The 19,714-nt window shown below is 57.3% G+C and carries 15 protein-coding genes; all 15 read right to left on the bottom strand.

Annotated features, from left to right (window positions below; genetic code table 11):
* Positions 1-192: 192 nt before the first annotated feature.
* The 15 genes from FYJ35_RS04930 to FYJ35_RS05000 all read right to left on the bottom strand — a co-directional run bounded on the left by FYJ35_RS04930 (position 193) and on the right by FYJ35_RS05000 (position 19,619).
* Positions 193-771 (bottom strand): xanthine phosphoribosyltransferase, encoded by a 579-nt coding sequence (locus tag FYJ35_RS04930; protein WP_154524050.1) that lies wholly within the window; start codon positions 769-771, stop codon positions 193-195.
* A gap of 37 nt (positions 772-808) precedes the next feature.
* Positions 809-2,212 carry a hypothetical protein gene (locus FYJ35_RS04935; RefSeq protein ID WP_154524053.1) on the bottom strand — a complete coding sequence of 468 codons (1,404 nt, stop codon included), beginning with the start codon at positions 2,210-2,212 and terminating at the stop codon, positions 809-811.
* 291 nt (positions 2,213-2,503) lie between these two features.
* Positions 2,504-6,055: a transcription-repair coupling factor gene (gene mfd / locus FYJ35_RS04940; protein WP_154524422.1), complete on the bottom strand. Its 3,552-nt coding sequence runs from the start codon at positions 6,053-6,055 to the stop codon at positions 2,504-2,506.
* Complete coding sequence (pth, locus tag FYJ35_RS04945) at positions 6,055-6,630, bottom strand: aminoacyl-tRNA hydrolase (RefSeq protein ID WP_154524056.1); 576 nt, start codon at positions 6,628-6,630, stop codon at positions 6,055-6,057. The genes mfd and pth overlap by 1 nt, the downstream gene beginning before the upstream one ends.
* Before the next feature lie 99 nt (positions 6,631-6,729).
* Positions 6,730-8,607, bottom strand: coding sequence for a UDP-N-acetylmuramoyl-tripeptide--D-alanyl-D-alanine ligase (locus FYJ35_RS04950; protein WP_154524059.1), 1,878 nt, complete (start codon positions 8,605-8,607; stop codon positions 6,730-6,732).
* Entirely contained in the window at positions 8,579-10,648 is a 2,070-nt protein-coding gene (locus tag FYJ35_RS04955; protein WP_408634760.1) for a glycoside hydrolase family 13 protein, read from the bottom strand. The genes FYJ35_RS04950 and FYJ35_RS04955 overlap by 29 nt, the downstream gene beginning before the upstream one ends.
* 126 nt (positions 10,649-10,774) lie before the next feature.
* Positions 10,775-11,008, bottom strand: coding sequence for a hypothetical protein (locus FYJ35_RS04960; protein WP_205839718.1), 234 nt, complete (start codon positions 11,006-11,008; stop codon positions 10,775-10,777).
* A 41-nt stretch (positions 11,009-11,049) separates the two neighbouring features.
* Positions 11,050-12,861 carry an ATP-dependent zinc metalloprotease FtsH gene (gene ftsH, locus FYJ35_RS04965; RefSeq protein ID WP_328597043.1) on the bottom strand — a complete coding sequence of 604 codons (1,812 nt, stop codon included), beginning with the start codon at positions 12,859-12,861 and terminating at the stop codon, positions 11,050-11,052.
* A 101-nt stretch (positions 12,862-12,962) separates the two neighbouring features.
* Positions 12,963-13,493, bottom strand: a complete 531-nt coding sequence (gene hpt, locus FYJ35_RS04970; protein WP_154524065.1) for a hypoxanthine phosphoribosyltransferase — start codon at positions 13,491-13,493, stop codon at positions 12,963-12,965.
* A complete protein-coding gene (gene tilS / locus FYJ35_RS04975) occupies positions 13,462-15,045 on the bottom strand; it encodes a tRNA lysidine(34) synthetase TilS (RefSeq protein ID WP_154524068.1) in 1,584 nt (527 codons plus the stop codon). Before tilS ends, hpt begins: the two co-directional genes overlap by 32 nt.
* 144 nt (positions 15,046-15,189) lie before the next feature.
* A complete protein-coding gene (locus tag FYJ35_RS04980; RefSeq protein WP_154524071.1) occupies positions 15,190-15,495 on the bottom strand; it encodes an FtsB family cell division protein in 306 nt (101 codons plus the stop codon).
* Between the two features lie 268 nt (positions 15,496-15,763).
* Positions 15,764-16,003 (bottom strand): RNA-binding S4 domain-containing protein, encoded by a 240-nt coding sequence (locus tag FYJ35_RS04985; protein WP_154524428.1) that lies wholly within the window; start codon positions 16,001-16,003, stop codon positions 15,764-15,766.
* Positions 16,004-16,237: 234 nt separating this feature from the next.
* On the bottom strand, positions 16,238-16,510 hold the full coding sequence (locus FYJ35_RS04990; protein WP_154524074.1) for an HU family DNA-binding protein: 273 nt from the start codon (positions 16,508-16,510) through the stop codon (positions 16,238-16,240).
* 215 nt (positions 16,511-16,725) lie between these two features.
* Positions 16,726-18,066 (bottom strand): histidine--tRNA ligase, encoded by a 1,341-nt coding sequence (gene hisS / locus FYJ35_RS04995; protein WP_154524077.1) that lies wholly within the window; start codon positions 18,064-18,066, stop codon positions 16,726-16,728.
* Positions 18,067-18,275: 209 nt separating this feature from the next.
* The gene (locus tag FYJ35_RS05000; protein ID WP_154524080.1) at positions 18,276-19,619 is read right to left on the bottom strand and encodes a CCA tRNA nucleotidyltransferase; all 1,344 of its coding nucleotides are present in this window, start codon (positions 19,617-19,619) and stop codon (positions 18,276-18,278) included.
* Positions 19,620-19,714 lie beyond the last annotated feature (95 nt).

The raw sequence follows: 19,714 nt of genomic DNA on the forward strand, positions 1-19,714 counted from the left end.
CTCATGACCCCTGTTGAATACCATGAGAACTATTATGTAGCGGCATAAGAATACCGCCAGTCGATCATTCGACTGGCGGCACAAAACTTTTTAATTATTCACTGTCCTCTTGACGGGTAGCACAGCAAATTTCCTGCAGAACCGGTTTTCTGATTCTTTCCCTTTTCTTTTTGCTTCAACCAACTCAATCCATCAGCTGCGGAACGTGATCTCTCCTGTCACATCGTCCATCCTCTCGATGATGGCGAGAGACTCCACGCGAATTCCCTGCTTTCGAATCAGCTCTCCACCCTTCTGAAAGCCCTTCTCAACCGCGATTCCGACTCCCTCCACCGTTGCGCCGGCACTCCGGATAATGTCAATCAGTCCAAGGCACGCGCAGCCGTTGGCAAGGAAATCGTCGATGATCAGGATGTGGTCATCCGGGCTGATAAACTTCTTTGCGACGATAACATCGTACGTTCTCTTGTGCGTGAAGGACTCAATCTTTGCCGTGTACATCTCACCGTCCAGGTTCACGCTCTGGGACTTCTTGGCGAACACGACCGGCACATGGAAATGCTGCGCCGCGATACAGGCGATTCCGATTCCCGATGCCTCGATTGTCAGGATCTTGGTGATCGGCGCGTCCGCATAAAGACGCTTGAACTCCTCTCCCATCTTGTTGAACAGCTCCACATCCATCTGGTGATTCAGGAAGCTGTCCACTTTCAGGATATTTCCAGGTTTCACGACTCCGTCTTTTCTGATGCGATCTTCCAGTAATTTCATGTCTCGCCCCTCATGTCCATCGTCTGGTTTTGATTTCTCAGTTTTCCGCGGCTTCCACTGCAGCCGTTTCCGTCTGACCATTCTCCGCTTCAGTGCCCTGAACTGCACCGGCTTCCGTTCCGTAGCTTTCTGTTCCGGCTGACTCGGTCCCCGCAGCGGCTGCCTCTGTGTCCGCCGAAGCCGGAGCCGTGTATGCGCGGTCGAAAGTCAGCTTCCCGAACGCGTCGCTGTCTGTTTCAAACTTTACGTCTTTTTCCCATTCTGTATACTGGTCATCCACCGCTGTCTGCTTGCGCTCTTCGATGATCTGCTTCTTCTTCGATTCGGTCGCGTCCTTATCGAGCTTCTCGTTCACATAGAGGATATAGTAGTTGTTATTCGCCTCGACAAGATGATCAACCAGTGTATTGTCCTCCAGATCGTTCGTGGCCTTGATGATCTCGGACGCCGGATAGGAATCATTCTTTCCGAATGTCATCGAGGAGGCGGTGACGCCTGCAACCTTCTCCTTGGAGACTTCATCCATATATTCAGAGAACTCTCTGCCGGAATCTTTGATCTTCTCCAGCTCCTCCTCAGCCATCGCCTTGTACTTCCTGCGGGCTGCCTGCATCTCGGGGCTCTCGGTCTCCGTCTCGCTCTCTGCCAGTGCCTCTGTCGTTGCTGCTTCTGTCGAAGCTTCCGCAGCCTTCGCCTCTGTCTCAGATGCCGCGGACTTCGTCTTCTCGGACTTCTCCGTCTCGACGGCTGTCTCCGCCTCGGATGCTGTCGGCGTGACAGTGGAATCTGCCTCAGTTGTATTCTGAGCATCCGCCTCCGTCCCGGCCTCGGATAATCCCTCCGATTCACTCTCGGTCTCGGTAGTCGGCGTGTAGCTGATGTAGGAAACCTTTCTCTGTGCGGCTTCCTCGTCGCTCACCTCCGTATCGGCTGTCTTTCCGACCTCGTCCTCAACCTTCTTCTGGATCGTCTTCATCTCAAGTGCCTTGATCACGACATCCCTGGTTGCGGACATATCCTCCAGCGTCTTCTCGCTGTTAGCGGCGATGAACTTGTCCGCTGCGTCCGCGATGCTCTTCTCTTCCGCATCGCTCAGCGTGATCTTGTAATCCGCCGCGTGATCCTGCGCCACCAGAAGCTTCTCCATCGTCTTCTTGAACTCATCCTTGAAGGTTTCCCCGTAGGTCGAACCCTGGCCGGTCAGATCCATGTCCCAGACATTCGCGCTTCCGTAATACTGGGCAAACATATTGCCGTATGAGGTGTCAAATGAAGCTTCCTGCAGTCTGAACAGGAAGGTGGCGACGTTGTTGTCGACCGCTTCGCCGTTGTATGTGAACATCGCGGCTGCCTCTGCCTTCTTTCCGCAGCCGGTCAGCATCGATGCGCCCAGACCGGCGCAGAGCAGAAGCGCCAGTCCCTTCTTCCCCAATTTTTCCATGGCTCTGAATCCTCCAGATCTCTATCCCGCCGGCCTGAAACACATCCCATATGTATGAAAGCCACGCTCTCCCGCAGCCTTCCACACTCATCAGCCGGTGGTTTCTATACTTTGATAAGAACCTGTTAATTATACCGAATCCATATTCGGTCTGCAACCGTTTCGAAGGCAGCACGCCCTGCCGTATCGAGGGGCAGCTGTCCCGGTCATAAGGGCATATCTCTGCTGCCTCACCCATGCTCCTCCAGAATGCCGGGCGTGTGTTGGCACGTGTTGGCGCGTGTTGGGGCCTCAACCGTGCTCCTCGAGCATGCCGTCCTTCACCTCTGTCAGCATCCGTCCCGCAGCCTGAAGAACATCCTCCCGCTTCCCGTTCTTCTTTGCCAGCTGGCAGGAGAAATACGGCTTTTTGCCAACCACAAACCGGAACCGTCCCCGGCTGTTTTTCAGAAAATCACTGACCTTGTCCGGACTGATCTTCGCCTTCTCATAGAAGATCAGATGGATCTCATCATCCTTCTGCGTCAGCTCCGTGATGCCTAGCGCATGTGCCTGAGCCTTCAGCAGCGCAATCGACAAAAGACTCTGGACACTCTTCGGGGGCTCTCCGAACCGGTCCATCAGCTCGTCCAGCATGTCTTCATACTCATCTTGTGTACTGATCGAGGCGATCCGCTTGTAGAGATTCAGCTTCTGCACCTCGTTCAGCACATAGGTGGGCGGAATGAAGGCATCGACGTCAAGATCAATTGATGTATCAAATTCAGTCGATTCAATATTTTCTCCCTTCAGTGCCATGACCGACTCATTCAGCAGCTTGCAGTACAGGTCGTACCCGACCTCTGCCATGTGTCCGCTCTGCGCCTTGCCAAGCATGTTGCCGGCGCCCCGGATCTCCAGATCTCTCATCGCGATGCGGAAACCGGATCCCAGCTCGGTGTACTCCCGGATTGCCGAGAGCCTTTTTTCCGCTGTCTCCTTGAGCAGCTTGTTCCTCCGGTACATCAGAAACGCATAGGCCGTCCGGTTCGACCGGCCGACTCTTCCGCGCAGCTGGTAGAGCTGCGAAAGACCCATCCGGTCTGCATCGCAGATGATGATCGTGTTGACATTCGCAATGTCAAGTCCGGTCTCGATGATGGTCGTCGTGACCAAGACATCCACATCGCCGTTCACGAAGTCATACATGATGTCCTCGATCTGCTCCGCGTTCATGCGCCCGTGCGCATAGGAGACACGCGCTGACGGCACCATGTCCTGCACGCGCTTCGCCATGTCGGAGATTGTCGATACATGATTGTAGACCAGGTAAACCTGTCCTCCGCGCGCCATTTCCCTTGCGATCGCTTCGCGGATGGTCTCCTCACTGTACTCCATGACAAATGTCTGAACCGGCAGCCTGTCCTGCGGCGCTTCCTCCAGCACGCTCATGTCGCGAATGCCGACCAGACTCATGTGCAGCGTGCGCGGGATCGGCGTCGCCGTCAGCGTCAGGACATCGACATTCTTTTTCATTTCCTTGATCTTCTCCTTGTGCGTCACGCCGAAGCGCTGTTCCTCGTCGATGACCAGAAGACCAAGGCTGTGAAACTGCACATCCTTCGACAGAAGCCGGTGCGTCCCGATGACAATGTCACACACGCCCTCCTTCAGATCCCGGATTGTCTGCGCCTGCTCGGACTTCGAGCGGAAGCGGCAGAGCAGCCCGACATTGACCGGATAATCCTTCATCCGCTGTGTGAAGGTATTGTAGTGCTGCTGCGCCAGAATGGTTGTCGGCACCAGGTAGGCGACCTGTTTTCCATCCTGCACGGCCTTGAATGCGGCACGGATGGCAATCTCCGTCTTGCCGTAGCCGACATCCCCGCAGACGAGTCGGTCCATGATCTTGTCCGACTCCATGTCCTTCTTGGTGTCCTCAATCGCCTGCAGCTGATCCTGTGTCTCCTCAAATGGAAACAGCTCCTCGAATTCATGCTGCCATTCGTTGTCCGGCGGGAACGAGTGACCCTTCTGATTCTGGCGGACCGCGTACAGATCGACCAGTTCCTGCGCGACCTCCTCGACCGCCGCCTTCACACGCCCCTTTGTCCGGGTCCACTCCGTTCCGCCCAGCTTTGAGATCTTCGGCGCCTTGCTGTCCGCGTCCGCATACTTCTGAATCATGTCGAGCTGCGTCGCCAGGACATAGAGGTTCGACCCGCCGGCGTACTCGATTTTCATGTAATCCTTCTGGACGCCGTCCACCGTGACCTTCTCGACGCCCCTGTACACGCCGATCCCATGGTTCTCATGGACCACATAGTCGCCTGTATGAAGATCCGTGAACGACGCGATGGTCTTCCCCTGATACTTCTTTTTCCGTGCCGGCTTGCGGTTCTGGGTTCCAAAGATATCACTCTCGGACAGAACGGCGAATTTCAGCATCGGGTACTCATATCCCCGGTGGGAGGCGCCTGCAGTGATCATGATCTCGCCGCCCTTCAGCTCCCTGTCTGCGTCCTCCGAGTAGAACGCCGGGATGTCCCGCCCGGTGATATCCTGCGCCAGACGCTTTCCCCTGGTTCTGGATGCCGACAGCAGCACGACCCGCCAGCGGTTTTTGCGGTAATGCTCCAGGTCCTTGATCAGCATCGAAAAATCGCTGTTGTAGCTTCCGGTCCCGGCGGCGGAAATATCATATTTTTCACCTGCCGGAAATCCATTTTTCCCGCCTGTCGTGATGCTGAGTCCGCACAGATGACGCTCAGAGAGGCGGCTGATCATCCGCTTCGGCGTAAACAGAATGTCTGCCTGTCCCGGGACCGCATATCCCTTCTCCATGCGGTGCGTGATGCTGTCCTGAAATTCCGCCTCCGTCTCCTTCGCGCTCTCCTCCGCCTTCGCCGGCTCATCGATGAAGATCGGCGTGTTTGCCGGAAAATAGTCAAGCAGCGACACAGCATCCGGATAAAAGTAATCGCAGAACCCTTCCATGACCGTGGTGTCGCCGAAATCCTCGAGACGTTCCTTCGCCACGTTCAGGATTTCGGACACCCGGAAGGCCTCCTCGCTCATGTGCCGGTCACGGAACTTCTTTGAAACCTTCGCCGTCTCCTTTGAAAGCTTCAGAAGGCCCTCACGGGTAATCTCATCCGTTGTCACAAATTCAGACGCCGGGTACACATAGACAGAGGCAATGTTGTCGATCGTCCGCTGCGACTGCGCATCGAAGTTCCGGATTGAATCGATCTCATCTCCCCACAACTCAATCCGGACAGGATTTTCCTCCGTCAGCGGATAGATATCGAGAATGCCTCCCCTGACCGCATACTGTCCGGGCTGCTGCACTTCCTCGCATTTCTCATAGCCGATTCTTGAAAGCTCCTGCTGCTCCTCCGTCAGGCTGATCTCGTCCCCCTCGCTGAAGGAACGGATTGCATCCACCCAGCGCTCCGCCGGCATGCAGTGGCTCATCAGCGCCGGAAGCGTGACGATCACCGTGAGTCCGTTCTCCCCGGAATCCGCAGACGACGAGGAAGCCAGGGCCTTCATGACCCTGACTCTCTCCGTCGTCTGCTGCATACTCTGAACATCTGCCTGGAAAAACAGGACATCCCTCGCCGGATACAGCAGAACCCGGCTGCTGAACAGCTGATAATTCTCGTAGATCTCCCTCGCCCTCAGATCATTGGATGCGATGATCATCGAGACCGGATAGTCCTGCGACAGACATGCGATCAGATGTGTCTTCTGGGAATCGATGCAGCCGGAAACCAGATGCATGCCGGCTGTTTTTTTCAGATCGTCCCGAAGCCGCCGGAACTGCTCCAGCTCCAGCATCGGGGCGTAAAGTGCCTTCATCATATCGAAACCTTCCGGTTATACGTGCTCATCACCTTCTCCGCAGGTTCCGTCATCAGCGCCGCCGCCGCGCGCGATGCCCGCTCGAAGGCCTCCGTCATCGTCACCTGAACGGAAGAAGGAAAGCGTCCCAGCACATAGTCTGCCAGATCCCAGCCCTCCGGCTTGCCGCCGGTGCCGATCTTGATCCGCAGGAAGTGATCATCCCCCAGCATCTGGATGATGTTTTTGATGCCATTGTGACCGCCGGCCGATCCCTTCTCCCGGATCCGGATGGTGCCCGGCTGAAGACTGATGTCATCATACAGCACGATCAGCTGACTGGCAGGATCCGCCTTGTAAAAAGTCACCGCCTGCTGCACGGCTTCTCCGGAGAGGTTCATGAAGGTCTGCGGCTTCATCAGAAGCACCTTCTGCCCCTCAATGAGCCCATTTCCGCAGAGCGCCTTGAATTTTCTGTCGCTGACCTCAATCCGGTACCGCTCCGCCAGAATGTCAATCACCTCAAACCCGCAGTTGTGACGAGTATGTTCATATTTTCCGCCCGGATTACCGAGCCCTGCCACAATATACAAATATGTCTCCTCTTCTTCCTTTCAAGTTCGCAGGCTATGCCCGCCGGCTGCCCTGAAGGCCCGATGACCATCGCCGGGAGCATACCGTCTTTCAGAGATTCAGCCCCTGGCAGACTTTGTCAGCGCCTCCACAATTCTGGAGAATCCCATAAAGTGGCTGGCCTTCACGAGCACGATATCACCCTTTTTCACTTCCTCGTCCTTCTTTTCAAGGAAGCTGTCCACATCCGGGTACCAGGAAGCCGAAAGTGCCGGTTTATTCTGAAGGGCCTCCTCATAGAGCTGGCGTGAGAGTGTTCCGATCGCGATCAGACGGTCACAGCTGCCGACCGCGTACGCGCCGACCTCTTTGTGGAGAGCGACTTCATTCTCCCCCAGCTCCCCCATATCGCCAAGAATGGCGACACGGCGTCCTTCCTCCGGCTTACCCCCTGAAAGAACGGAAAGGGAGGATTTCATCGATACCGGGTTGGCGTTGTAGCAGTCATCGATCACGGTGCAGTCTTCCGTCTTCAGGATGCGGAACCGGCCGGATATCGTCTCCGCCGACTCAATTCCCTTCCGGATCTCCTCGAGGGACAGGCCATAGACCAGACCGACAGCTGCCGCGGCCGCGGCATTCGAGACATTGTGAAGTCCCGGAACCGGAACCTTCACCTCGAAGCTGCCCTTCGGTGTCCGGATCGTGCAGCGTGTTCCCTCGAAGCCCAGCGGTCTGATATCAGCCGCGCAGACGAGACCGGACGCCGGAAGATTGCCCGGATAGTCCATCTTCTCCCCGACACACAGATCCTCTGTCCCTTCCGTGTCGGACGCGACACCAAACCACAGCGGCCTGTTCCCGTTTACTTCCCCTATCGTGCGCAGCTTGTCATCATTTCCATTCAGGATGACATGTCCTGACGGCTTCATGTACCGGAACACCTCAGTCTTTGCCCGCATGATGCCGTCTCTGTCCTTGAGGAACTCAAGATGGCAGGTTCCGATATTCGTAATCACCATCGTGTCCGGCCGGGCGATCCGCGCCAGCTGATCCATGTCTCCGAAATGACTGACGCCCATCTCCAGCACGGCGATTTCATGCTCCTCCCGAAGCCGGAAGACGGTGAGCGGAAGCCCCAGGCCATTGTTGAAGTTGCCCTCCGTCTTCAGTATCCTGTAATGCGTCTGAAGCACAGAGGCAATCATTTCCTTGGTGCTTGTCTTGCCGACCGACCCGGTGATCCCCACAACCGGCGTGCCCAGGATTTTCAGATACTCCTCCGCGATCTTCCGGAGCGCTTCCTGTGTGTCCGTAACCTCGATCCAGAATCTCGGAATTGTCCCGTCCGGTGCGATGCCAAGGCCTCCGGCGGCACTGCCCGGTCCTGCCGGCAGGACCTCCCCGGCCGCCACAGCAGCATTCCCTGCTCCGGCAGGCGCTGAGGCTTGATTTCCTGATCCTGCTGGTGCTGCGGCTGCGTCCCCCGCTCCCGCTTGCGTGGTCCCTGCTTCGATGTGCAGCAGTCCGGTTTCGTTCTCCGGTTTTCCCTGGAACGATTTCACAAACCGCTCCCGCCTGGCTTCCTTCGGATTCTCCTTCCATTCCGACATCTGCGAAACGCCAGTTTCCACAGTCTGGGCAGCCTGAATCGCCGCGTCCGAAATCAGCTCCTCTTTTGTTAGATCGCGCTCTGAAAGCACACAGATCGCCCCCTGGTCAAAGACCTGCGCGATGAACCTGTGTCCATCCACCCGCTCCCCCTGAATGGCGCCGAAGAGCGAGCCCGGCCCGGCCTTGCGGCTGTCCGTCACGATATCCGACACCTCTCGCTGCAGCATCGCCCCGAACCCCCAGCGGGCACGCGGGCTTCCCTTCCGCAGCGTTTCCCGCTCAAAGCTTGCAAAGATGCCTGCCTTTGTCAGGACAGACATATGGAGAACACCGCCCGTGACCTGTTCAATCCGTTCAATGGTAAGACCCTTCATGGTTCTCATATACAAACACCTCCGCGCTCATCGGTGCAAGAGTCAGGGAAAGCCTTCCCCTGCTGACCTCCAGCTCCTTCTCCTCGAGGCTGTAGCCCTCCTCATTTGTCTGAAATACACGCCTGACGCTGCACTCCATCGCTGTCTCCGCCTGCCAGACAGGAAGCGACACGATCATATTCTCCGGGTGGATCGAGAAGATCACGATCACCGTCTCGCGGCTGTCAAACCGGGCATAGGCGATGCAGTTCCGCTCCCCGTGCAGATAGCACAGCGATCCGGTCCGCAGCACCGGATACGCCTTTCTCAGCGCAATGACATCTCTTGTATAGGCGATCATCTCCTGGTTTTCATGCCCCCAGGGGTATGTTCTCCGGTTGTCCGGGTCCGTAAATCCGCAGACACCTGCCTCGTCCCCGTAGTAGATCGTCGGCGCCCCCGGCCAGGTCATCTGACACAGAACCGCCTGCCGCATCACGCCGCAGCTGACGCCGTCCGACGCGGCATCATAGTTGAAGTTTCCAACCCTGCCGACCTTGTGGTTCGTCCGGGTCAGGAAACGGGAATGATCGTGGTTGGAAAGCTCGTTCATCGCCGTGAGCAGCGAGGGCTCCATCATATTGGACGTATGGTACCGCATCGCGCCAAAAAAGCTGTCAGCATTACCGACCTGGTCGGGCAGAAATTCGTCCGAATGCTTCTCCATTCCGGTGAAGAACCAGCTCACCGGTTCCATGAACGCGTCATAGTTCATGATGCTGTCCCACTGATCCCCGAGCAGCCAGTCCCACGCAGATCCATAGTGCTCCGCCAGAATCAGTGCATCCGGGTTGGCCTTCCGCACAGCCTGCCGGAACATCCTCCAGAACCGGTGGTTGTACTCTATGGAATGTCCGAGATCCGCGGCCACATCAAGGCGCCATCCATCCGCACAGTAAGGCGGAGAGACCCATTTCGCCGCAATCCTTAAAATCGCATCCACCAGCTCCGGCGACTCATCATAGTTCAGTTTCGGAAGCGTGTCATGGTTCCACCAGCCCTCGTATGTAGCATTGTACGGCCAGGCATTCTCATTCTGAAAATGAAAGTACCGCCGGTACGGACTGTCTGCGCTAACGTAAGCCCCCTTCTCCCATTCACCGGAATGCTCATAGATCTGTTCCCGGTCAAGCCAGCGGTTGAAGGATCCGCAGTGATTGAACACACCATCCAGGATGACCTTCATGCCTCTGGCGTGTACCTCGCGCACAAAATCCGCAAAGTACGCATCCGCTGCCTCCAGGTTTTCCTTCCGTGTCGTCCGGCAGATATAGCGCTCCGCATCCCGGTTCTCCGTGCGTCCGTCGGTCAGAAGCACTCCCTCGTCCTTCACAAACCCGGTAAAATGCGGGTCGATGTGCTCGTAATCCTGCGTGTCATACTTGTGGTTGGAGGGTGAGACAAACAGCGGGTTGAAATAGAGAACCTCAACCCCCAGATTCTGCAGATAATCCAACTTCTGGCGCACCCCTTCAAGGTCCCCGCCGTAGAAATTGCGGACATCCATGCTCTCCGGGCGTCTGTCCCAGTCGTCCACATGGCGGATATTCTGCCCGATATACCGGTATTCGTCCGTCAGCGGGTCGTTCGCCGGGCTGCCGTTGCAGAACCTGTCTGTGAAAATCTGGTACATCACCGCACCCTTCGCCCAGGCAGGCGTATGGAAATTCGGACAGACCCTGAAAAAGAAATGTTCGTCCGGCGCATCCGCCACCCCGGAGCGCAGCAGACAGATCATTGTCTTCCCGCTCCAGATCTCAAAATAGTACAGAAGCATCTGGTCCGGCATCACAAAGGAGGTTTTGTAATAATCAAAAACCCCCTGCGTTTTCTCCAGATGCATGCGTAGTTTTCTTTCGCCGCTGACAAGCCAGACCTCGTCGACATTCGCCCTGGCTGTCCGGACCCTGACCGTCACCTCATCGCCGGCATCCGGCTCCATCGGAGTGACATAGTTCTCCGAAAGGTCTGAAAACAATGCGTCTGTGTTCAGCACAGGCAGCATGTTCATAACGTATTTTGCACACTTCAAAGACTCACTGTATGTTTTTCCCGTCACGCTGTTGTCTCTTCCCGGCAGCCTCAGGCAGCCGCCTAATCGTCGATCGCTGTCCGTTCTGGTAACGTTTCCGATCCGTCACGCCCAAGAGAGGGCAGCGCGCCCGGCACCGCCCTCTTCCCAGATCCTGTTATCTCTCAATTCCGCACTCCGCCCGCACATTGCGGCCGTACTTCCGCACAGTGCAGGGCGCAGCTGCCCGTCCCTGCCCGCCGCACTGGTCTGGCCCGGAGCAAACGTCCGCACAAGGAAGGTCAGCATCATCCCGTCCCTGCCCACCGCACTGGTCTGGCCCGGAGCAAACGTCCGCACAAGGCAGGACTGCAGCTTTCCGTCCCTGCCTGCCGCACTGGTCAGTCGAAAAGTGCTTCGAACTCTTCCCTGCTCAGCTTCTCCTTCTCCATCAAAAGCGCCGCCGAACGGTCCAGCACGTCCCTGTGCCCGGAGAGGATTTCCTTCGCCTTTTCATAGGCAGCGTCGATCAGCTTCTGGACCTCCTCATCGATCAGAGAGGCAATCCGCTCACTGTACTCCCTGGTGTGGCCAAGGTCTCTTCCGATAAAGATCTCATTGTCATCCTGCTCGTAATTGATCAGCCCCAGCTTCTCCGAGAAGCCGTACTTCGTGACCATCGCACGAGCAGTCCGTGTTGCCTGACGGATATCCTCCGACGCACCTGTCGTCACATCGCCGATGACCAGCTCTTCCGCCGCGCGGCCTCCCAGGCTGACCACAATCTCCTGGAACATCCGCCCCTTCGTCTCGTACATCTCGTCCTTCTCAGGAAGCGGCATCGTATACCCGGCGGCGCCTCTCCCGGTCGGAATGATCGAAACCGTATGCACAGGTCCGACTCCCGGAAGCACATGGAACAGAATGGCATGTCCAGATTCGTGATAGGCTGTGATCCGCCTGTCCTCCTCGGACATCACTCTGCTGTGCTTCTCCGCTCCGATGCCGATCCGGATGAAGGCCTGGTTGATATCCTTCTGGGAGATGTACATCCGGTCATCCTTCGCCGCCAGGATGGCGGACTCGTTCATCAGATTCTCGAGATCCGCTCCCGTAAACCCGGCAGTCGTGCGGGCGACCGTCTTCAGGTCCACATTGTCCGCCAGCGGCTTGTCCTTGGCATGTACCTGCAGAATTTCCTCCCTGCCGCGCACATCCGGCCTTCCGACCGTCACCTGGCGGTCAAAGCGGCCCGCGCGCAACAGCGCCGGGTCCAGAATATCCATCCGGTTTGTCGCTGCCATGACGATGATCCCCTCATTGGCAGAGAATCCGTCCATCTCCACGAGCAGCTGATTGAGCGTCTGCTCCCGCTCATCATGCCCGCCGCCCATGCCGGTTCCCCTGCGGCGGCCGACCGCATCGATCTCATCGATGAAGACGATGCAGGGCTGGTTTTTCTTTGCTTCCGTAAACAGATCCCGGACGCGGGATGCGCCGACACCGACAAACATTTCCACAAAATCCGACCCGGAAATGGAGAAGAAGGGGACTCCCGCCTCTCCTGCCACGGCTCTTGCCAGAAGCGTTTTTCCGGTACCCGGAGGACCGACAAGCAGAACACCCTTGGGAATTCTCGCGCCAAGCTTCAGGAACTTCTGCGGTTCCCGGAGGAACTCGACAATCTCTCCCAGATCTTCCTTTTCCTCCTCCAGTCCGGCTACATCGGCAAATGTCGCCTTCTTTGCGTCCGGCATGAAGATCCTTGCACGGCTTTTTCCAAAGTTGGTCATCGTCGTGCCGGCGCCTCCGTTCTGGCGGCTGAGCATCATCAGAAAGAACACCAGCATGATGGCCATCATCACAATCGGATAGATATAGGAAAAGACGGTTCCCCGGCGGGACACATCGTCCGTCGTGATGGAGATATCATATTTCTCGAGTTTTGCCTTCGCGGCATTGACGTCCGTCACATTCACAGAGCGGACTTCATTCTCCGTCGTCGTCACGAGAAGCGACCCCGTCGGCACCTCCTCGTTCTGTACGATCTCCACATGGGAGACCTTCCCGTCCTCCAGCATCTGGGAAAGCTGCTGCTCCGTCATATCGCTCCGTCCGTTGAAGCGGTCACGGAAAGCAAAGATCAGAAAGATCAGCATCATTCCGACCAGTATATAGATACCGATCCCGGCGTTTCTCGTATTCCTGTTCAAGTCCTGTGGCTCCTTTTGTCTCCGATATCCGCCCTCTCAGACGGGTGCTCTCCTCAGATGTATCACTGCCTTCTCGTCTGGCGGCACATGCTTCCGGTCCCTCACTCTTCCTCCAGATGCATGACCCCGATATAAGGAAGATTGCGGTATCTCTGGTCATAATCCAGCCCGTATCCGATGACAAACTCGTCCGGAATCTGGAATCCCTGGTAGTCGACATAGACCTCACATTCCCGTCTGTCCGGCTTATCCAGCAGCGTACAAAGCTTTATGGAAGCCGGCTTTCTGCTCTGAAGGTTTTTCAGCAGATAGCTCAGGGTGTGGCCGGAATCGATGATGTCCTCCACAACGAGCACGTCCTTGTCCATGATCGAATCATCCAGATCCTTGATCAGCTTGACGACGCCCGTTGACCTTGTCCCCGATCCGTAGCTGGAAACCGACATGAAATCCATCGTGACCGGGATCGTCAGCCTCTTCGCCAGCTCGCATACGAAGAAGACCGATCCCTTCAGGATTCCGATCAGGTGAACCGTCTTCCCCGCATAGTCGCGGCTGATCTCCTCCGCCAGCTGCGATATGCGCTCCGCTACCTTATCCTCAGGAATCAGTACACTGACATTCTCTTTCATCTTCAACCTCCTGGCCTTCCAAAGTGCTGCACGACACCTTCACATATGCGCTGCCCGGCGTTACCCTTGCCTTTTCGCTGATCCGCATTCCGGCCACCCACAGCACCTCGCTCCCGATCGCAAGGAGCACGACCCGGTCCCGCAGCGACGACGGAATCTTCTCATCGATCAGATAATCAGACAGCTTCTTTCTGCTTCCATCCTGCCGGACAACCAGCACATCTCCCGGCCTTCTCGTGCGGAAACAGAGCTTTTGCGACTCTTTTTGGGCTATTGTAGCATACGCAATCCATTTCGTGAACCGCTTCTTCGGGATACAGATCCCGTTCTCTTCTGCACAGCCGCACACAAGCGAAAAGCAGTACCCGCCGTAGCGGACCACCTGCCTGCCCGGAAATGGAACCTCCACCCATCTCTCTCCCGGCCGGGCATCCTGCGCGTATAGTGCCCCGGATACCGGCAGTGCCGTCCCGGTTGCAGGCAGCACAGTCCCGGCTGCAGGCAGCGCTTCCCCGGAAAGCGCTGCCGCTCCTGACAGAAAGCGGATCTGCCCATACGCCCGGACAGCAGTCAGTCCTCCGGGAAGGCTGACCGATTTCTCTCCTCCGCCGCAGGCAAGTCCCATCAGTGCTTCCACATGGACGGCGCCGATGTCCTTCAGGCTTCCATGCTCTGACGCCCGGCGGATGCACTCTCTCAGCAGCCTGTGCCGGATGAACGGTTCCTCCTTCTGCCAGGGCTCCAGCAGGAGAACCGGCTGCCCGTTCGCCCGGCAGTGAATACACCCTTCTGCCGCCCGTGCCGTCACCCGCTCCAGGTACGCCTCAGCCTCCGCCGCCTCCTCCGCCGCCTGCGCGATATGACGCGGCGCCTGTGCATTCAGCTTTATCAGATCCGGCAGAATGTCATGACGGATTTTATTGCGTGTCACCGTTTTGTCCAGATTTGTCCGGTCTGTCCGATATGACAGCCCGCGTGTCTCCAGGTACTGCTCAATCTCCTCCCTGGATGTTTCCAGGAGCGGCCTCACTACCAGGGGAGACGCTGCCTGCCCGTCCCGGAGCGGGCGAACCGGCAGAATCCCCCGCAGCCCCCTCAGACCGCTTCCCCGGATCAGATTCCAGAGCACCGTCTCCGCCTGGTCTCCCAGATGATGAGCAACCGCCACCCGCTGAGCCCCGCACTGCTCTGCCGTCTCCTCAAAGATCCGGTAGCGCTGAATCCGCGCCTCCTCCTCCTCTGTCCGTCCGCTTTTCCGCGCAAGCTCCGGCACATGGATATGCCGCACCGTGAGCCGGACTCCCAGCTCCCCGCACAGCTTCTCCACATACGCACAGTCCTGCAGGCTCTCCTCCCCGCGGATTCCATGCTCAACATGAACCGCCTCGAGGCTGAAGGAAAGCTCCGGCGCAAGTACATGAAGAACGGCAAGCAGACAGACTGAGTCCGCACCGCCTGAAACCGCCGCAAGCATCCGCTGACCGGGACTGACCATCCTGCAGCGCTTCATCATATTCCGGATTTTCTGCTCAAACCGAAACGCATCCGTCATGCTGTTCTTCCCCCGCACCGGCTGCACGCACAGCCAGATTGTCTTTCATTCAGACCGGTCCCTCTGCCGGAAAACGGTCGCCGTCTTCAAAAAAAGCGCGCTGCCGGCTCCCGCCAGCAGTGCGCCCTTCAGACACAGGTTCCCTTACTTTTCCTCCCGGAAGATCGTCTCATCCGGATAAACCAGGCCGAACTTTTCTCTGGCCGTCTTCTCCACGTACGAATCGGTCTTCGTGTACGCCTTGTAAGACTCGATCTGTTTGCTTCTGCCCTCTTCCTCCGTGTACTGCTCCTCAAGAGATGCAATCTCATCCGCGTAGGCGGCGTTCCGCTGCTTCAGCACAACACAGCGCGACAGCAGCACGACCATCAGAATCGATACCACTACCATAATCAGTACCATGCCGCTTCTGTTCTTTTTTGTCACGGCACGTGTCTTCCCTCTCGACATCTGTCCTCATCCCCTTATCAATCCGCCTCTCCTGCCTCCCCAGACAGGACCTGGCAAACCCGATTCTTCCCCTATGCGCATCAGGCGCATCCGATCAATAGTGGTTCTATCATAGCCTGAAATGGCCGATGTTTCAACACCCAATCTTCCCGGTGTCGGCCCCTGCTGATCCCCTGATGACGCCCCTGATGCCTCCTGATGACGACAATCATGTCCCTCGCTATGCTGCTTTCGAGAATGCTGCTCCAGCCCAAGCAGATCCGACCGCTCACAGATACCGGAACAGCTCCTGTGCATCCTCCTTCCGGACAGCATCCTGAACAGCCAGAACCTCCGCCTTCACGCTGCGGTTTCCAAAGCCGATCTCAATCACATCTCCAACCTTTACCTCGGCAGATGCCTTCGCCGTTTTCCCGTTGATCATCACACGGCCAGCGTCGCAGGCCTCGTTGGCTACCGTCCTGCGCTTCACCAGCCTGCTCACCTTCAAATACTTGTCAAGCCTCATCGTTCCCCCTGACAGACTGGCACTTGCCCAGCCTGATCCCATTCTTTGCACCGCCCGGCTCCTGCCGGCCGAATCCATCCTGTTTTCCTGACGTCCTGTAAAATGTTGCTTCGCCAGGCGCCATGATCTGCAAGCAAGCTAGCATCATGGTCTGGCTCGTCGCCTTCACAAAAAGAGGACTCTGAGCAAGTCAGGGTCCTCTGTCTCGTCTATATTCTGTAAGACATCCCGCCGTCAGTTCAGGCTGTCCTTCAGTGCCTTTCCTGCCTTGAACTTCGGATTTTTGGAAGCCTTGATCTCCATCGCCTCGCCAGTCTGCGGATTGCGGCCCTCTCTTGCAGCTCTCTCGGACACCTCAAAGGTTCCGAACCCGATGATCTGAATCTTCTCGCCCTTCTTCAGCTCATCCCCTACAACCTCGATGAACGCATTCAGAGCCTTCTTTGCATCGTCCCTCTCCAGCTCAGCCTTCTCAGCGATTGCAGCGATCAGTTCCTGCTTATTCATAATGTGGTACTCCTTTTTTCTGAATTGATGATCACATTGCTTCCCCACCCTTATTCCGGCGGGAATCTCTAATACTTATATAACCCAGCCTGATGTTTGTCAAGGCTGCCCGGCTGCCTCCGCCCCATGGCACCAGGACTGAAGAATCCGTGATGACAGTCCGCAGCCCCGTCCCGCAGTCGTCAGGCCCTCGCCGGGATGTCTTCGCGCACGGTTCAAAGCTCCGTGTCTGCGTAAACCTTCGTAACGGTCGTGTAGCCTGCCTTCTCGAGCGTGTCGATCTGGAACTTTGCATTCTTCTTCAGCGGCTCGACCGTAACCGTGAGTCCCTCTCCGCGCTCCGCGGTCGCCTTCGCGAAGACCTCCGGCACCCTCGACGCGGCACTCTTCAGATCTACCAGGTAGGCTTTCTTCTCCGCCTCATCCGTGCTCTTCCAGTTCAGGTCCTTCAGAATCGTATAGATCCGCTCGAAGCCGATCGAGAATCCGCACGCCGGCGCATCCTGACCGGAGAACTTGCCGACCATCTTGTCGTAGCGGCCGCCCCCTGCGATGGAGAAGGAATAGTTGTCGATTGTGATCTCGAAAATGGTTCCTGTGTAGTATCCCATCCCGCGGACCAGTGTCGGGTCAAACTTCAGCGTGATGTCGCTGTCAATCATCCCGCCTGCCGCCTCCATGATGGAGGAGAGACTGCTTCCGACGCCCTCCTCGATCTTATCGCCGCAGGTCTTCGCGATGAAGTCCTGAATCAGCGCCGCCTGTTCCTTGCCGTCGGCCTGTCCAAGCACCTTTTCGAGCTCATCGAAATACCCGATGTAACGGTCCGTCGCCGCCGCGTCGAAGCCCTCCTTCAGCAGCTCCTCCTTCACGCCATCCTTTCCGATCTTGTCCATCTTGTCAAGGATGATGAAGACCTCGTCACAGGAATCCGCCGGGAATCCGGCATTCTCCGCCATTGCCTTCAGAATTCTGCGGTCATTGATGTGGACGGTAAAACCGTGAACATTCACTTCCGAGAAAATGCGCGTCAGGGCCTTGCTTGTCGCGGCGATGAGTTCAATCTCCGCCATGCTGGAGCTGTCCCCGATGATGTCGATATCGCACTGAGTGAACTGGCGGAACCTGCCCTTCTGCGGACGGTCTGCGCGGAACACATTGCCGATCTGAAGCGCCTTGAAGGGAGTCGGCAGATCGTTCTTGTGGCAGGAATAGTAGCGGCTGAGCGGAACGGTCAGGTCATACCGCAGTGCAGAGTCCGCAAGCACCGTCCCATCCTCATTTGCATCCGTGCCGGTCTCTCCGCCTGCCCGGATTTTTCCAAGCGCACGCTGAAGCTCCGCACCGCGCTTCAGAACCTTGAAGATCAGCTTCTCGTTCTCCCCGCCGTTTTTGCCCGTCAGATTCTCGATGTGCTCCATCATAGGCGTCTCGATCTCATTGAATCCGAACTGCGCATAGGTTCTGCGGATCGTAGACAGCACATGCTGGCGAAGCTGCATATCAGAAGGAAGAAAATCCTGCATCCCCTTGACAGGGGTCTGAATAAATTTCATATATAAAATCCTTTCCCTGTAATGAACCCGCTTTCGCCCTTTCCGGCGGAGACAGGTCCCGGCCACTCTCTCAGACACTGGCCTAGTATAGCCAAAATCTACCCGCCCTGCAAGAATCCCGGCCGCTTCCAGTCACCGGGACATCAGCACGCCAATTGTCTCCGGGCGGACGCAGCCCTGCCCTCACGAGCCAGGCCGCCCCGGCACATTTAAAGCGTCAGCAGCTTTGCCCGCTCCATCAGATATTCCTTCGTGTTGAGGGACGGATCCTGAAGCACCTCGTCGAACAGCTTCCCGAGGATGTCTCCGATCTGCGCCCCTCTCTGGAATCCCATCCCGATCAGGTCATTACCAGTCAGCGCAAGCTCCTTCAGGCTCAGGCAGTCGCCTCGGTCCACAACCCTGTGGTAGATTTCCTCCACCTTGTCCATATAGTCCAGCTTGTCCGCCTGCACCTCCGGGTTCTGCCCCCGGATATCGGAACGCTTCACCTGAAGAAAAACCGGAAACAGCCGCGGCGTCAGCTGAACGACAGCCCGCCTCACACCCTCTTCGGAGAGTGCCGGATAGAGAGAGTGATTCCGGACCAGATGGACGATGTCCCGCATGGATGCCTTGTCAAACTTCAGGCGGCGGAGCACCTTCTCCGCGATCTCCGCCCCCGGCGCCGCATGTCCGTGGTAGTGGTAGACTCCCTTCTCATCGAGCCGCTGAACCGACGGCTTCCCGCAGTCGTGCAGGAGCATCGTCCAGCGCAGCGTCCGGTCCGGCGCCGCCGCCATCATCGTCCGGATCGTGTGCTCGCCGACCGTCAGGCGGTGATGATGGTTATTCTGAACCGCCTCCATCTCCGCGTCGAACTCCGGCAGCACAACCGCCGTGATCCCGCACTCATAGGCCAGCCTCATTTCCTCCGGGTGCGGGGAGGTGATCAGCTTCTCCAGCTCTGTCCGGATCCGCTCCGCGGAAATGAACGAGAGCGAGGGTGCCATCTGTGTCGCGGCCTCCTTCGTCGCCGGATCGAGCCTGAACCCAAGCTTTGCGCAGAACCGGACGGCTCTCAGCACCCGGAGCGCATCCTCATCGAATCGCTCCCTGGGGCTTCCGACACAGCGCACGACCTGATCCCTCAGATCCGACAGCCCGCCGAACAGATCCACAAGCCCGTCCCGGTCATTGTAGGCCATCGCATTGACCGTGAAGTCCCTGCGCATGAGGTCTTCGCGCAGGTTCCTGGTATAGGAAACGTTGTCCGGGTGGCGGTGATCCTCATATTTCCCGTCCAGCCTGTAGGTTGTGACCTCGAAGCTCTCCCCCTCAAAGCGCACCGTCACCGTCCCGTGTTCGATCCCGGTATCGATGGTGCGCCGGAAAACCTGCTTCACCTGTCCGGGGAGCGCATTTGTTGTGATATCCCAGTCATCCGGTGTCCTGCCAAGAATGCTGTCCCGCACGCAGCCGCCCACCGCATACGCCTCAAACCCCGCCTGATGAAGGGCTGATAGAACTTTCTCTACCTTGTCCGGAATCCTGATCCTGATCTCTTCTGGCATTCCCGCTCCTGTCATTCTGCCTGATTCTTCCCGCTGCTCCTCTGCCTCACCTTCGCAGTCTCCATGACGATCCGCCCGGTGATGCACCATGCGCC

The sequence above is a fragment of the Porcincola intestinalis genome, from assembly GCF_009696445.1.
In the GTDB taxonomy this organism is placed as follows: Bacteria; Bacillota; Clostridia; order Lachnospirales; family Lachnospiraceae; genus Porcincola; species Porcincola intestinalis.

Bases quoted from the DNA above. Each gene is read 5' to 3' on its own strand.
- tilS (WP_154524068.1), bottom strand. From the start codon at position 15,045: ATGACGGATGCGTTTCGGTTTGAGCAGAAAATCCGGAATATGATGAAG.
- FYJ35_RS04950 (WP_154524059.1), bottom strand. From the start codon at position 8,607: ATGAGAACCATGAAGGGTCTTACCATTGAACGGATTGAACAGGTCACG.
- mfd (WP_154524422.1), bottom strand. From the start codon at position 6,055: ATGAAGGCACTTTACGCCCCGATGCTGGAGCTGGAGCAGTTCCGGCGG.
- hpt (WP_154524065.1), bottom strand. From the start codon at position 13,493: ATGAAAGAGAATGTCAGTGTACTGATTCCTGAGGATAAGGTAGCGGAG.
- FYJ35_RS04935 (WP_154524053.1), bottom strand. From the start codon at position 2,212: ATGGAAAAATTGGGGAAGAAGGGACTGGCGCTTCTGCTCTGCGCCGGT.
- FYJ35_RS04930 (WP_154524050.1), bottom strand. From the start codon at position 771: ATGAAATTACTGGAAGATCGCATCAGAAAAGACGGAGTCGTGAAACCT.
- FYJ35_RS04980 (WP_154524071.1), bottom strand. From the start codon at position 15,495: ATGTCGAGAGGGAAGACACGTGCCGTGACAAAAAAGAACAGAAGCGGC.
- FYJ35_RS04990 (WP_154524074.1), bottom strand. From the start codon at position 16,510: ATGAATAAGCAGGAACTGATCGCTGCAATCGCTGAGAAGGCTGAGCTG.
- hisS (WP_154524077.1), bottom strand. From the start codon at position 18,066: ATGAAATTTATTCAGACCCCTGTCAAGGGGATGCAGGATTTTCTTCCT.
- FYJ35_RS04985 (WP_154524428.1), bottom strand. From the start codon at position 16,003: ATGAGGCTTGACAAGTATTTGAAGGTGAGCAGGCTGGTGAAGCGCAGG.
- FYJ35_RS05000 (WP_154524080.1), bottom strand. From the start codon at position 19,619: ATGCCAGAAGAGATCAGGATCAGGATTCCGGACAAGGTAGAGAAAGTT.
- FYJ35_RS04955 (WP_408634760.1), bottom strand. From the start codon at position 10,648: ATGAACATGCTGCCTGTGCTGAACACAGACGCATTGTTTTCAGACCTT.